Origin of the sequence: Mesorhizobium sp. WSM4976 (assembly GCF_029625685.1) — a bacterium.
Taxonomy (GTDB): domain Bacteria; phylum Pseudomonadota; class Alphaproteobacteria; order Rhizobiales; family Rhizobiaceae; genus Mesorhizobium.
Map to the genome: position 1 here is coordinate 91,432 of NZ_JARTVT010000026.1, position 13,557 is coordinate 104,988.

The window sequence follows — 13,557 nt, forward strand, 5'->3', positions numbered from 1 at the left end:
TTGGGAAAAATCGTCACCGCAGCCACACAAACCGCCGGCCTTATGCAACCTGCCGGCAATTTCGCATAATTACTGCATCCCGCCGCTCAGAATTTGCGCAAGGCGCCCAATGTAGCGCGCTATTGTCTCACAACGGCACCTACACGCCACTTCATAAAGCAGAAGAGGCCTGGCTTTGCAGGCTTCAGATTGAGGAGTTCGCCTATGAGCAAGCAATTCGCACCTGAAATGGATGCAGGTCTCGCGGTTTTCAATCGCCTGGAGTCTGAGGTGCGCAGCTACGTCCGCGCCTTCCCCGCCCTATTCGATCGCGGAGTCGGGACCACTCTCATCGCTGCAGACGGTCGGGAATATCTCGACTTTTTCGCCGGTGCAGGCGTTTTGAATTATGGGCACAACAACCCCGTCATCAAGAAGGCGCTGCTGGATTATATCGAGCGCGACGGAATTGTGCATGGGCTGGACCTTGCCACGACGGCCAAGAAAGCCTTCATCGAAGCTTTCGAGCGATACATTCTCAAGCCTCGTGGTCTGACATACAAATTACAGTTTCCCGGCCCCACAGGTACGAACGCGGTCGAAGCGAGTCTAAAACTGGCTCGCCAGGTGACCGGGAGATCGAACATCGTCTCGTTTACCAACTCGTTCCATGGGGAAAGCGCTGGAGCATTGGCAGCGATGGGAAACAAGGAGCACCGGGCCGCTGCCGGGTTTCCCCTCGCCCATGTGACATCGTTGCCATACGAAGGCTACCTGGGGGCGTCAGTTGACACAATCGATTACTTCGAAAAGCTTCTCAATGACCCCAACAGTGGCCTCGACAAACCTGCCGCGGTGATCCTGGAAGGGATCCAAGGTGAAGGCGGCATCAATGCTGCGAGCGTTACTTGGCTGCAACGGCTGCGCGAGCTAACGTCGCGGCACGGAATCTTGATGATCCTCGATGACATCCAGGCCGGGGTCGGTCGCGCGGGCAGTTTCTTCAGTTTCGAAGCGGCTGCAATTGTGCCGGACATCGTTACCCTGTCCAAATCTTTGTCGGCGATCGGAACCCCAATGGCCCTTATTCTCATCAAGCCTGAACTTGATGTCTGGGCCCCGGGCGCACACACCGGGACCTTCAGAGGCAACAACTATGCTTTCGTCACTGCTCGTGCGGCCCTCGAAGCTTACTGGTCCGACTCCAAGTTCGAGGATGAGATCGCTCGCAAGTCTGCGATCTTGGTCCAAGAACTCAACGCGATTACCGAGGAATTCCCCACCCTCGGCCTGAGCGTGCGAGGCCGCGGTCTGATGTACGGACTCGTTTCACCGAAGCACCACTCCTTGCCAGGTCTGGTCTCCCAGGAGGCTTTTCGTCGGGGCTTGGTGATCGAGATCGCCGGCTCATACGGTGAGGTGCTTAAGTTCATGACTGCCCTCACCATCGCCGAGGCTGACCTTCGGCGTGGTCTGTCCATCATTCGCGACAGCATTGGCGCAGTAGCGACTACCCTCGACGGTGGAGGCGCGGCTCGCTAGCCGACAAAGCACCGGGCCACTAGCAGGTCCAAAATCGGGCCGCTCGCAGTCACGGAACGGGAAGGCCGTTCCGTGGCATGTGGCAGTGGGCGAACTCGGAGCGGCTGAACGGCAGACTAGGGCTTTCACTGCCGGACCGATACCACGGTTGCCGTTCTTCCTGCGGCGCCGACCACTGTCGCTGCGCCAATTCGAAGAAAATCGAGCGATAAGAAAGAGGACTGGATGGCCAGCAACGACGTAGTCAAAAATTATATCGATGGCGAGTGGCGGGATTCTGTGTCCGGCACACGCATCGAGGTCGATGACCCGGCGAGCGCCGAAACGATTGCTGTCGTAGCTGAAGCAGGACCCCAAGACATCGAGCTTGCCGTTACTGCTGCTCACCGCGTTTTTCGCGACCGCGTGCTGATAGACATGCATCCGTATGATCGCGGTCGCATGTTGTTTCGCGTTGCCGACGCCCTTGAAGCGCGTTTCGACGAGATCGCAGCCATTAACTGCGCGGAGACGGGGAAGGCATTGGAACTTGCCGATGGCGAGGTTCAGACCGCCATCAGATACCTGCGATACTATGGTGGCTTGGCCGACAAACTTGAAGGGCGCTCGATCCCGCGCGGGGCCAACCTGGTCAACTACACAGTCAGAAGTCCCTTCGGCGTGTCCGCCCAGATCGTTCCGTGGAATGGTCCACTTGAACTGACGGCCCGCTCGCTGGCCTGCGCCATCGCAACCGGCAACTCAGTCGTGGTGAAGTCGCCGGAACTAGCTCCCCTTTCCGGAGTTGAACTTGCGCGTGCCTGTGAGACAGCGGGGCTGCCTGCCGGAGCGGTCAACGTGCTCACTGGATACGGCCAAACGGCAGGCCAGGCGCTGATCGAACATCCCGACGTTCGCCACATCGTCTTCACGGGCTCGATTACTACTGGGCGGACGGTGCTCAAGACGGCAGCGGATCGGATCGTGCCCTGCATAATGGAACTGGGCGGAAAGTCGGCTGCAGTTGTGTATTCCGATGCCGACCTCGACTGCGTTGTGGAAGCGGTACGCGTCGGGACCTTTCTGAATGCAGGCCAGAATTGCAACAACCTTACACGTCTTATTGTGGAACGTTCTATTGCAGACAAACTGGTGGAAAGAGTGAGGGTCTGCGTCGAAGGACTGTCGGTCGGTCCAGGACGCGAAAACTGCGACATCACCCCGTTGATCTCCCGAAACCAACGACAAGGAGTTGAGCGGGCCTGCCAGACGGCCCTCTCGCAGGGCGCGCGACTCGTAACCGGCGGGACTGCGCTTTCGGAGCGGAGCGGTTACTTTATGGCGGCCACGGTGTTTGCCGATGTCGCGCGAGACAGCAATCTCTTCCAGCAAGAAGTATTCGGTCCTGTTCTTGCCGTTACCACGTTCGATAATCCGGGAATGGCCGTCAATCTCGCGAACGACACCGTTCACGGTCTGGCAGCGGGCGTGTTCACGCGGGATATTGACCGGGCCCTCTGGACCGCCGACCGCCTTTGGGCCGGTCAAGTGTACGTGAATGGGTGGTATGTGGGCGGGGTGGAAACACCGTTCGGTGGGATAAACCAGTCCGGCTACGGCAGGGAGAAGGGTCAGGAAGCGCTGGACGGCTACGTTCAGACGAGAAACGTTGGTATCCGCCTCTCGCAGCCACCATCTGGAAATTGAACGCTTGCTGATCCCTACCGACGGCGCGGCTGTCGGGCGATGCAGGATTCAATGACCTCGACCAAATCGAAATAAGCCCGGCGAGAGAATCCGTATCGGAGGTCATCGAGAACAACTCTAATCATAGGATTTTTGGCTGCGGACGGGCTTTACCCACCACGGACATGTAGGAGCGCATTGCCTAGCCCGCTGCGTGGGTCGCATGGGTCAGGAGAGGATCACAGTGCTTCAGAGACAATTGAGATTCGCAGAGCTGCCGCCGAAGATTTCGACAAGTTGGCAATGTTGAACCGCGAGTTGATCGAGGCCGAGAAGCATCGAAACCCCGATGACGGTTTCAGAACTCAAGGAGCGGTTTATTCAGTTGGTGAATCGCGAAATTTGGATGGTCGACCTCTTCAGCCAGAACGGCGAGATTGTGGGCCTCGCCACTCATCGTTTGGAGCCAGACAATGCGGAGCCGAGTGGGCAACGCGTCTTTTTGAGGCAATTCTACGTCAGCTGCCAACACCGACGTTCGGAGATTGGCTGCAGGACCCTTGAGCTGCTTATTCGGTCTCGTTTCCACAACAAATCAAGGATTTTCCTCGACGTGCTGGAGACCAATCCTGGCCGCAAGACCTTCTGGTCTCACACCGGTTTTGTCGCCTACAGCACGCTCATGGAGCGTCTCGTTGAAAAAGCGGACACCAAATAACCTGCGGTGCTGGGAATTAATTTGGGGATCGGATTGTCTGGCATTTGCGTGCGTCGCGCAAAAACACGAGAATAGAATCGAGCCGGTCGTAACCGAATGGGGCTCACTTGTCCCCGGCCTGCAGGCTAGCCGCTTCGACTTCATCACGGCCGGCATGTGGATCAAGCCGGAGCGCTGCCGCAACGTGCTGTTCAGCGAACCGATCGCTACGGAGAGAGGCGCACTGCTGGTGCCTAAGGGCAACCCGGAAGGGCTGCATTCTTATGAGGATGTGCGTGACAAGGGACTCACCTTCGTCAGTGATACAGGCTACACCGCGGTCCAGGACGCGAAAAAGTCAGGCATCGCCGACGACAAAATCATGCAGGTCGCCGGACCGCCGGCGGACAGGCTGTCGCGCCGCCGCCGGTGCCCTCGACTACTTTACAGCGACTGGACTTGTTAAGAAGGACCACAGCCTTGAGCTGGCCGATTCGTTCATCGCGCCAGCCAACTATCCTGCTATCGCCTTCGAGCTCAACGAGCAGGCTGCGGTCGACGCGTTCAATGCCGTATGCAGGACTATGTTGGCTCTGGCGAAATGATGGCAGTATTCGGCAAATACGGCTACGGCAAAGACAACCTGCGGACGGCAGCAAGACCGCTGACCTCTGCAGAGGCTGAAGGCAATGTGCCTTAACACGTCCCCGGTCATGGCGGGGACGTGTTCAGTGGGCAAGCGTCTGTGAGGCGATTTCAGGTCCACCGTGGCGGTGCTCACAAGACGCGCCTCATTGCCTGAAACAAACACATCTACACTTCATCGGGTGCGCACATGTGAGCGTCGCGGCCCACAATACGACGGCCAATATGCGGGCTGGCTCACCTGCCACATCAGGCAACTGCGCAAGCAAATCCCCTGACGTGTGCCGGAACGAGAAGCAGGAGAATACTGTGGAAATCAGAGTTGTACGCCCGGGCGACCTTTCTCAATTGCGCAAGATTTGTGACGAACACATCGACTTGGAAGGGGTGACAATAGCGGACCAGGACCTGAGTCCTTATTGGAACTCGGCGTTTTTTGGAACACCTGCCCAGTTGTTCGGTTGGGTTTGTGATGAAGGAGGGTGTGTGCTGACAGTTCTGCAAATTCGCTGAGAGAGGGCGGTCATGGCAGGCTGGTGATTGTTCACGTCACCGATTCCCGCGAAGGAACGCCACCATGACCAAGATTGAAAGTAAGACCGGCAGCGCTGCCATCAAAGACATTCTGCTTTCGGACCCGGACGGACTTCACGAAGTGATCCGTGCGGTGATGCAGGAGGTACTCGAGGCCGAGATGGACGAGGCGCTGGGGGCTTCGAAGAGCGAGCGCACACCTGAGCGGCTCGGCTACCGCTCGGGTTATTACGGCCGCACCCTTGTCACGCGGGTCGGCAAGCTTGAGCTGCGGGTTCCGCAGGACCGGGCCGGCCGCTTCTCGACCGAGCTTCTCGAGCGTTACCAGCGTTCGGAGCGGGCCTTGGTGGCGACGCTTGCGGAGATGTATGTGCAGGGCGTGTCGACCCGCAAGGTCAAGGCGATCACGGAAGAGCTGTGCGGCCATGCGTTCTCGGCCTCGTCGATCTCGGCCATCAACAAGCGGCTGGACGAGAGCCTCGCTGCCTTTGCCAGGCGCCCCCTTCAAGAGCCGTTTCCTTACCTCATCCTCGATGCGCGCTAAGAGAAGGTGCGTGAGGCCGGCGTCGTCATGAGCCAGGCGGTGCTGATCGCTGTCGGCATCGACTGGGACGGCCGGCGCCAGATCCTGGCCGTCGAGATGGCCAATCGCGAAAGCCGCTCGGCCTGGAGGGATTTCCTCGTCGCGCTGAAGGCGCGCAGCCCCAAGGGCGTCGAGCTGGTTGTCTCCGCCAATCATGCCGGCCTGGTCGCGGCGATCGGCGAGGTGATCCCCGAAGCCGCCTGGCAGCGCTGCTACGTCCACTTCCTCAGGAACGCGCTCGATCACCTGCCGAGAAAGCACGGCGCCGACTGCCTGCAGGACTTGCGCTGGCTCTAATGACCGGCGCGATCTCGCCGAGGCCAAGGCCGATCTCGCCGCATGGCTGTCCAAATGGTCGGGCCGCTATCCGCGACTGACGAGTTGGGTGGAGGAGACCATCGAGCGCACGCTGACCTTCTTTTGCCTGCCGCGCCAGCATCACAAGCATCTCAAGAGCACCAACATGCTTGAACGGCACAATGAGGAAATCCGCCGGCGCACCAATGTCATGCGCATCTTCCCCAATGAAAGCTGCCTGCGCCTCGTCAGGGCGCTGGCTGCGAGACCAACGAGAACTGGATGGAGGCCAACCGCTACATCAACATGGACGATCTGCGCGAGCACAAGAAGCTCGCTCTACGCCAAGCCGCATGACCAGCATCGTGGCCGCCCCATTTTGCAGAACTTGACGCACACAACCTGAAGGAGGTAAGCGTCATGACAACTCTTAGAGGATACATGACCGCGTCGATCCGGCTTTTCCTTGTTGGTCAGGGGCGATCCTCGGGTACGCCTCCGGCGAGGGCCGCCTTGCGCGATCATGGCACGGTAGCGAGGCTGGGCTCTTAAGGTCGTCCTTAGGAGCGTAAGCCCCGCGACCATCCCATCGCTGAAAACAAACCCTTGATCAGCGGGCGCCCGACGGACCGCCTCTGTCGTCGTGGCGCTCCCATGAAGAACCTGGCCCATAGTGCATCCTTTGATTCGGAAGATAAGGATGCCCCATCAAAACCTGAGATCAAACATTTAGGCAGGCCTCGACTGGGACAAGTAAAACGGCCGCATTCGAGGCATGAGGCTGCACGCGTCTAAGATCCGAACAGCCAATACCCGAGCGTCCTCGACATCCCCGCCGCCAGAAGTCAACGATGCCCAGATCGGCCGCACGACCACCAGCAGAAGGGCGCCACCTCAACCCGTCCTACACTCAACATTTTGTCGCGTCCGCGACGTGCCTTCTTGATCCGATCCGTGGTCTGCTCACCTAAATAGCTGAAAGAGATCACGCATTTCTGTTTCCGGCCTGATTAGCCAGTTTGGCACGAGGTTTGCAACTTTGTGTGCGATCCAGTTGAACGGGCCGATTGGCACAGTCACCTGAAATCACAACTAATTAAAGGAACGGAACATGTCGGAACTGTATCGGATGGCATTACCAATGGGGGACAGCCGGCCGGCAATGCCTCCGCCCACCACAACCAGCCTTCGCCTGACTGTCTCGTGCTGGCCACGCCAGAGTAATCAATTTTGTCCTAAGAACCACAATACGACAAATCGCAGAACGTCCATCCATCCATCCTGAAACCAAGACACAGCAATCGCTTGTCGACGCAGTGTCCCACCGCCGAGAGGAAATGTAGATGAGAAAATTTGTTGCCGCCAAGCTTCATGGAATAACTGTGACCGACGCGAATTTGAACTACCGGGGCTCAATAACTTTGGATCCAGATCACTGCGACGAAGCCGGCATCCTTCCAATGGAATTCGTTGAAATCTGGAATAAATCATCGGGCGCTCGAATCAGCACTTACGTGATTTATGGAGAGCGGGGTTCTCGTTGCTGCGTGCTGAACGGAGCCGCTGCTCGCACCTGTCAGGTCGGGGACGAAATAATCGTTTGCTCCTCCGCATACATCGAGGAGCATCAGATGGTGGAGATCAAGCCGCGAGTGCTGACTTTCCACCGGGATAATTCTATCTGCGACCACATGTTCTACGAGGGTGCAATAGACGACGATGGAAGGATAACGTTCTCGATTCGCGAGGGCTCTCCCGGCGATAACGCGCTAAAACTCACTCCCTAGTAGGGCCTTTCGGTGACAGCTCGTGGCGCCGGGTCCCGGTCAAGGGCGTACTCGTCCCCAGTACTCTGGTACGCGATACAGTGCATTATCCCACTCGGCCACTATTCGGTCAGTTGCCATCAAGCCCAATCGGTTCTGCCCAGATCTGGGAAGACGATTTTGCTGCGCCAAAGGCAACTTCAGCTTCAGCCAGCGGCTGCGGGTAGAGGCGACCAATTTCACGGAATGTTTGGCCTTGGATCGTTGTCTTTAAGTCTGAGGTCCACGATGGCAAAACGACCTATCGACAAAAACGCAGAGTGGAGAACAGCCAATGTCAAGGAAAGCTCTCATCCTGGTTGAAGGCCATGCAAGAGGTAATGGAATACGATACATCCACGCGGCCCGGCGTCTTGGCTTTCATCCAATTACACTATCAGTTGATCCAACACAGTACGAGTATCTTGCGGCGGAAAGAAGCGAGGCAATCCGTGTCGATACAACCAATCTTGATACCTTGATTCGCGAATGTTCCAGGCTGCGTGAGACCAATGACATCGCTGGTATCACGGGCTTCTCGGGCATCGACGAGTCGGTCTATGCAACCGTTGGCAAACTATGTCGGCATTTCGACTTACCGGGACCCAACCCCGAATTGATTGAACGATGCTGTGACAAATTCTCTCAGCGCCAGCTACTTGCGGAAGCCGGAGTTCCGATACCCGCTTATCGCATGGCGCTGAATGTGGCAGAAGTAGAAAGCGCTGTCGCGGAGATCGGCTTTCCCGTAATTGTTAAGCCGGCAATCGGCAGCGGTAGCATCGGTGTCCGATTGTGCCGCAACGCCGATGAGTTAGCTGACCACACGACCTATCTGTTGGGTGGGAAGCACATCTGGCCGTCTTCGCCGAGGATATTGGTTGAGGAATTCGCGCGCGGCCCTTTTTATAGCGTGGAGATAATGGGCAATGAGGTTATTGGGATTGTCGCCGTTGATTTCGGCCCCCCACCGCATTTCGTCTTCCGTGAAACGACCTTCCCGGCCCCGCTTGCGGAAGACGATCATGACCGTATCGTTGATGTTTCGCTGAGGTGCTTGCAAGCTCTTGGCCTTAATTGGGGGCCAACGAACATCGAGCTCCGGTTGACTAATCATGGCCCGGTTGTAATCGAAGTGAATCCGCGTCTTGCTGGTGCGCTTGAGCCTGAACTGGTCCAACTGGCGAGCGGTGTCGATCTGGTCACCGAGCACATCAAGCTTGTCGTCGGCGAGGAATGGGATTTGCGCAGAAGGCATTTGCAGACCGCAGCCGCGCGGTTCCTAGTTGCTGATTGCGACGGCACCCTCGATTGGATCGATGGCGGCAGTCAGGCGATCGCGGTACCAGGTGTCGCTGAAATCAAATTGTATGTTGAACCCAACGCGCCGATCTTCAGGAAAGGCGATTTTCGAGACTGGATAGGACATGTCGTCGCCGTTTCACCCAGCCTTGCTCAGACCGAAGCGATACTCCAACGAGCTGTCGACTTAATCGCTTGGTCTATCACACCGCCGTCGGGCGAACAGGAGCGATCTGCAGCCCCACGACTCCCCCCCAACTGAGAGGTGATCCGTCGCCAGCATAAGAACTCTTACCCGCAATAGCTCGCCTTGTTGTCAAAAGCATAGCTGGAGTTCAAACTTATGAATATATCCAAGGGACCCCAGGCATTCCCTAGAAGTGAATACCTTCGCCGGCTCGGCTCGGTGAAGTTCGAAATGGGTCGGTGCGATATCGACGCGCTCGTCGTTTCCGACCAACATAACATTACCTATCTCACGGGGTACACCGCGCTATCAGCCTATGTTCCTCAGGCCGTTGTGGTTTCGATACGAGAAGAGGAACCGACGTTCATTCTGCGCCGCTGTGATGCGCCGGCAGCCATTCATCAATGTTTTATGGAGCGCGACAAAATCGTCGCATACCCCGAAGCGTATATTGGAAATCCTGACAAGGATGGCTATGACGCGGTAGTCGATTACTTGGAGGACGTCGGCCTCGCGAGTCGAGGCATAGGAATCGAGCTATGCTGCCTTCCATCGCAATCGGCGAAAAAGTTTAGGATGCGCCTGCCTGGTGCCACGATCGTCGATGCTACTAAGGCGGTCACTTGGAAAAGGCTCATCAAGTCAGATCTCGAGATAGCTGTAATGCGGGAGGCGGCGGCAATCTCAGACGCCGCGATTCGACGCGCTGCTGAGGTAATACGCCCCGGGGTGCGTGAAGCAGACGCGTGCGCGGAAATTGTGGCAACGTTGGTGCGCGGCGCAAACGGTAAGCCAGGAAGCGGGATCGAGGGAATAAGTTTGTGTTCATCACCGCGAACGGGAACGTGCCACATTCCGTGGAGCGAGGACGTTTTTCGCTATGGATCGCAGGTGAATCTCGAAATCGGCGGTGCGCGATATGGTTACTGTGCTGGGCTTATGCGCACTTACACGATCGGCTCACCCTCCGATCGTCTACGTCGCGTGCATGAGATCCAAGTCGCCGGCCTTGAGGTCGCTCTTGATGCGATACGGCCAGGAGCGACTTGCAGCGATGTTGCCAACGCCTTCAATCGCAGCATCGAGAAGCGGGGCCTCAAAAAGGAGACGCGTTGCGGCTATGCACACGGCATTGGTTGGTTGGAGCCGACCGCAAGCCTTAAGGATGGCGATATGACAGAGTTGCTACCAAACATGACCTTTCACCTGATGTTAGGTAATTGGATCGAGGAGGATTTTGGATACGTCATCAGCGAAACGTTCCGTGTCACAGACTCCGGCGTCGAGGTACTGACCACTGCTCCCCGGAAGATTTTTGAGATCTAAATTAGAATATGGCTTGTCATAACGACAGCGCGGACGTCCGGAATAGATCTTGCCGGTCGACGAGATGTCGCCTACCTTGTTGAAGTGCGGACGGCGAGCGGCGGTCGGCATGCGGGGCCGATCCGTGTCGAGGCGAAGCCGAACGCACGCTGGTCGCTGTACGACCAGTTCTCCTGCGGCCGATCAACTCGTCGACGACGTGACGCGCGAATGCCTTACGCGATTCCGGACACAGATCTCTGGTCGCCGCGTTGCTCGCGAACTGACGACCTGATCGCCCAGCGCGGCAAGCCCGGCATGATCGTCGCAGACCACCGCACGGAGTTTACCTCGAACACGGTCCTTGCCTGATCAATGGATCATCGCGCCGAAAATACATTCCGCTGCAAGCCCATGTGCGCAACATAAATGGCTGCACCTCTAGTCTACTCGCCACTGTTTAAAAGACTGGGGCAGGTCAATGCGCTTTCGTTACGACCTCAGAGCAAGTCTACAGGTCATAGTAGTAGGTAAGGTATGGACTCAATTTACCGATCTTGTCATAGAGCGCCCGCGCATGATAATTTGATCTGTCCGTATTCCAATAGATTCTCAGCCAGCCTTGGTCGCGACCGTAGGAGGCCAGATTCGTGAGCATGGCTTGGCCAATCCCCTGGCGCCGCGAAGACTCGTCGACATAGAGATCTGCGAGAAAACAGACCGGACGATCGCTAAGAGTATACGGGTGAATGACAAAGGTAGCAAAACCTATGGTAACGCCAGTTGCTGAGACCGCGATCAGCGCGTTAATCGGTTCGTCTGGGCGCTCGATGCGCCGCCAGATCCTATCTGTCGCCTGTTCTGATGAATTGAGACCTTGGTCGGCGCAATATGCGTACCAAAGGGACCGCCATGCATCGCGGTCGGCAGTGCCTGCGAGACGAATCTCCATGAGGGGCGGGCTCCGGCTGAGAATGGGCTCCAGGGCGCGAGGTGTTCGGCCTGAAAGGTTGACGGCTTGCGATAACTGCCACCGGCCCGCAAGACGTGCAGCACGCGACCGCCGGGTGTTATAAGATCTTTCCGCCTGTGACGGCGTCGTGGTCGCGCTGGAACTGGTTCCCGGGAGCTCGGTTCGCGATACGTCAAGCGCGAGTTGGGCGAGCGTTATCATGGGATCAAGTTCCCTCAGGTTTTCCCGCAGCACGTTTGCGACAGCGGTGCAGATCTAGTGCGATCTTTCCCTGCGACCACACGATGCAAACAATCTGACACCATAGGTGCATTCATCCCGAAGCGGGCTTCCGACCGCCGCGCTACACGCGCGACGGCGGGACAATCTAGCGGATGCGAGAGTTCTTCCAGCTTACCACGGAGATCTGCACCGCGTCGGCGCCATAATTGCGCATGCTTTAGAAAAGCAGACAATCATTGCAGTTCGCGCGCGCGTCCGGCGCCATTCCCAGTCACCCATATTGACTCAACGTTGCGCAGCATCATTTCTACAACACTAACTTGCTGCCCTTGTCGCGAAGTCAGGCGAGCGTCGATCTCGGGATAAATAAAGAAGGGCAGCGAAATTCGATCAGTCGGACCACTATGCACGACCTGGTGGGGCGTACTCTTGAAGCGGCCGTCGCTCAAGACCTGAAGGAGGTCGCCCAGATTGACTACGAGACTATCGGGCAGGCTCGGCACCGGCATCCATCGACCGCGGAACCACACCTGCAAGGAACGCAGGGGGAGTTCCTCTTGCAGCAGCAGCGTGAAGAAGCCATGATCCGTGTGCTTTGCGCAAGTGCCGCCGCGAGCTGGATACCGTATCACGCGTTGCCCAAGCGTCGGCGTGCTGAAATGGCGTTGGAACCATGCCTCTTCCATACCTATCAGGTCCGCCAGCGCATCCCCGATCTGGGGGACAATCCCGGCGAGCACGGTAGCCTGCAAAGCAAGCAGGTTTCTTGCGAAGCCAGGAGCCAAGGCTTCATCCGGAAGGCGCGTGCGGCCGGAGAACGGACGCCGGTCGCCTTCGTTCTCAATTCCGAGGTCGAATACCTCCTTTGGATCGAAGCCGGCCTCAGGATGTAGCATTTCGCCGTGTAAAGGACTGTATCCACGGGCGGCAGTGGGGTACACGTCCTGAAAGGCGTGCCCGTAGCGTTCCTTAACCGACTGTGGCAATGCGAAGAATCGCCGGGAAGCCTCAATGGCTTGCGCGATCTGTTCCCCGGGGATGCCGTGCTCGACAAGGTAGAAGAACCCGTATTCCTGGCATGCCATTTGCAGGCGCTGGCGCTCGTCACGTCGCGTTGCATCGTCTCTCAATTTCGAAAGTGAAATTTTCGGCAGCGTGGTCATAGTCAATCCCCTTTTTGGGCGCTTAAGTTGATTAGTGTTTGCCGCGGCTCTCAAAGTCGACAGTTCCTTGGATGTGGGCAACGCGCCGTCTCTTCCAATAATAACGAAAGTCGACATGATGTCCCATTCTAAGGCTAAGCCGATGGCTGGGCGGTGATTCCGTCTTAGCAATTGATCTCTAGCGCTTCCTGGTGAAGATAACAACGATTTGTATGTTAATATAGTTGTATATATTGTTACATCCGTCGCGGTTAGTTTAACATTATCACGGCCAAGATACTAAGAGCGATTTACAATTCTGAATTGCTTTATGACTTCCAGGCTCAATCCAGACCAGCGCCGACCTCCGGGTTTCATGGCAGGATCGGCCATCTCGAAGAGCTCTATGACGCGAGGTATCGCCAGCTACCTGAGCTCGTCCATCACACACGCCGTCCCGGACGATGGCCGAATGGCAGAAACCGACCGCTCGAAATTTTCCTATCCCATAGTCTTTTTCGACGCTATCCGGGTCGAGCGGTCAAGCTCAGGGACGAAGACTTCGTTCGCAAAAAAGCCATCTACATCGGGTTCGGCGTTCTGCCTGGCGGCACCAAGGAGCACATGAGCTGAGGAAGCGCTTGTCGACGTTATCCGCCGTCTCGACGAGACGACTAGC

At 57.2% G+C, this 13,557-nt stretch carries 9 protein-coding genes and 3 pseudogenes; 10 read left to right on the forward strand and 2 right to left on the reverse strand.

Translation table 11 applies throughout. From position 1 onward, the window contains the following. Nucleotides 1-204: 204 nt before the first annotated feature. The 9 genes and pseudogenes from ectB to P9272_RS27645 form a co-directional block, all read left to right on the forward strand. A complete protein-coding gene (gene ectB, locus P9272_RS27605; protein ID WP_063169350.1) occupies nt 205-1,521 on the forward strand; it encodes a diaminobutyrate--2-oxoglutarate transaminase in 1,317 nt (438 codons plus the stop codon). Between the two features lie 225 nt (nt 1,522-1,746). Further along, nucleotides 1,747-3,207 carry an aldehyde dehydrogenase family protein gene (locus tag P9272_RS27610; protein WP_063169351.1) on the forward strand — a complete coding sequence of 487 codons (1,461 nt, stop codon included), beginning with the start codon at nt 1,747-1,749 and terminating at the stop codon, nt 3,205-3,207. A gap of 328 nt (nt 3,208-3,535) precedes the next feature. Then, nucleotides 3,536-3,904: a GNAT family N-acetyltransferase gene (locus P9272_RS27615; protein WP_063169352.1), complete on the forward strand. Its 369-nt coding sequence runs from the start codon at nt 3,536-3,538 to the stop codon at nt 3,902-3,904. Further along, complete coding sequence (locus tag P9272_RS27620; protein WP_224571101.1) at nt 3,882-4,349, forward strand: transporter substrate-binding domain-containing protein; 468 nt, start codon at nt 3,882-3,884, stop codon at nt 4,347-4,349. The genes P9272_RS27615 and P9272_RS27620 overlap by 23 nt, the downstream gene beginning before the upstream one ends. Before the next feature lie 756 nt (nt 4,350-5,105). After that, nucleotides 5,106-6,299, forward strand: a pseudogene (locus P9272_RS27625) (IS256 family transposase). A gap of 986 nt (nt 6,300-7,285) precedes the next feature. Then, nucleotides 7,286-7,729 (forward strand): aspartate 1-decarboxylase, encoded by a 444-nt coding sequence (gene panD, locus P9272_RS27630; protein ID WP_063169354.1) that lies wholly within the window; start codon nt 7,286-7,288, stop codon nt 7,727-7,729. Between the two features lie 313 nt (nt 7,730-8,042). After that, a complete protein-coding gene (locus P9272_RS27635; protein ID WP_082826583.1) occupies nt 8,043-9,311 on the forward strand; it encodes an acetyl-CoA carboxylase biotin carboxylase subunit family protein in 1,269 nt (422 codons plus the stop codon). An 81-nt stretch (nt 9,312-9,392) separates the two neighbouring features. Then, entirely contained in the window at nt 9,393-10,562 is a 1,170-nt protein-coding gene (locus tag P9272_RS27640; protein WP_063169356.1) for a Xaa-Pro peptidase family protein, read from the forward strand. Between the two features lie 117 nt (nt 10,563-10,679). Continuing rightward, nucleotides 10,680-10,910, forward strand: a pseudogene (locus P9272_RS27645) (IS3 family transposase); the annotation flags it as partial. 142 nt (nt 10,911-11,052) lie between these two features. Here the strand turns inward: P9272_RS27645 and P9272_RS27650 are convergent. Both P9272_RS27650 and P9272_RS27655 read right to left on the reverse strand, forming a co-directional pair. Then, entirely contained in the window at nt 11,053-11,493 is a 441-nt protein-coding gene (locus P9272_RS27650) for a GNAT family N-acetyltransferase (RefSeq protein WP_158515807.1), read from the reverse strand. Between the two features lie 476 nt (nt 11,494-11,969). Continuing rightward, nucleotides 11,970-12,899, reverse strand: a complete 930-nt coding sequence (locus P9272_RS27655) for a 2-oxoglutarate and iron-dependent oxygenase domain-containing protein (protein WP_063170383.1) — start codon at nt 12,897-12,899, stop codon at nt 11,970-11,972. A 456-nt stretch (nt 12,900-13,355) separates the two neighbouring features. Between P9272_RS27655 and P9272_RS27660 the strand changes: the two are divergent. Further along, nucleotides 13,356-13,499 (forward strand): annotated as a pseudogene (locus P9272_RS27660) (transposase); the annotation flags it as partial. Nucleotides 13,500-13,557 lie beyond the last annotated feature (58 nt).

Excerpts from the sequence above, each read along its gene's own strand:
- ectB (WP_063169350.1), top strand. The coding sequence starts at position 205 with ATGAGCAAGCAATTCGCACCTGAAATGGATGCAGGTCTCGCGGTTTTC.
- P9272_RS27615 (WP_063169352.1), top strand. The coding sequence starts at position 3,536 with ATGACGGTTTCAGAACTCAAGGAGCGGTTTATTCAGTTGGTGAATCGC.
- panD (WP_063169354.1), top strand. The coding sequence starts at position 7,286 with ATGAGAAAATTTGTTGCCGCCAAGCTTCATGGAATAACTGTGACCGAC.
- P9272_RS27655 (WP_063170383.1), bottom strand. The coding sequence starts at position 12,899 with ATGACCACGCTGCCGAAAATTTCACTTTCGAAATTGAGAGACGATGCA.
- P9272_RS27635 (WP_082826583.1), top strand. The coding sequence starts at position 8,043 with ATGTCAAGGAAAGCTCTCATCCTGGTTGAAGGCCATGCAAGAGGTAAT.
- P9272_RS27640 (WP_063169356.1), top strand. The coding sequence starts at position 9,393 with ATGAATATATCCAAGGGACCCCAGGCATTCCCTAGAAGTGAATACCTT.
- P9272_RS27610 (WP_063169351.1), top strand. The coding sequence starts at position 1,747 with ATGGCCAGCAACGACGTAGTCAAAAATTATATCGATGGCGAGTGGCGG.
- P9272_RS27650 (WP_158515807.1), bottom strand. The coding sequence starts at position 11,493 with ATGGAGATTCGTCTCGCAGGCACTGCCGACCGCGATGCATGGCGGTCC.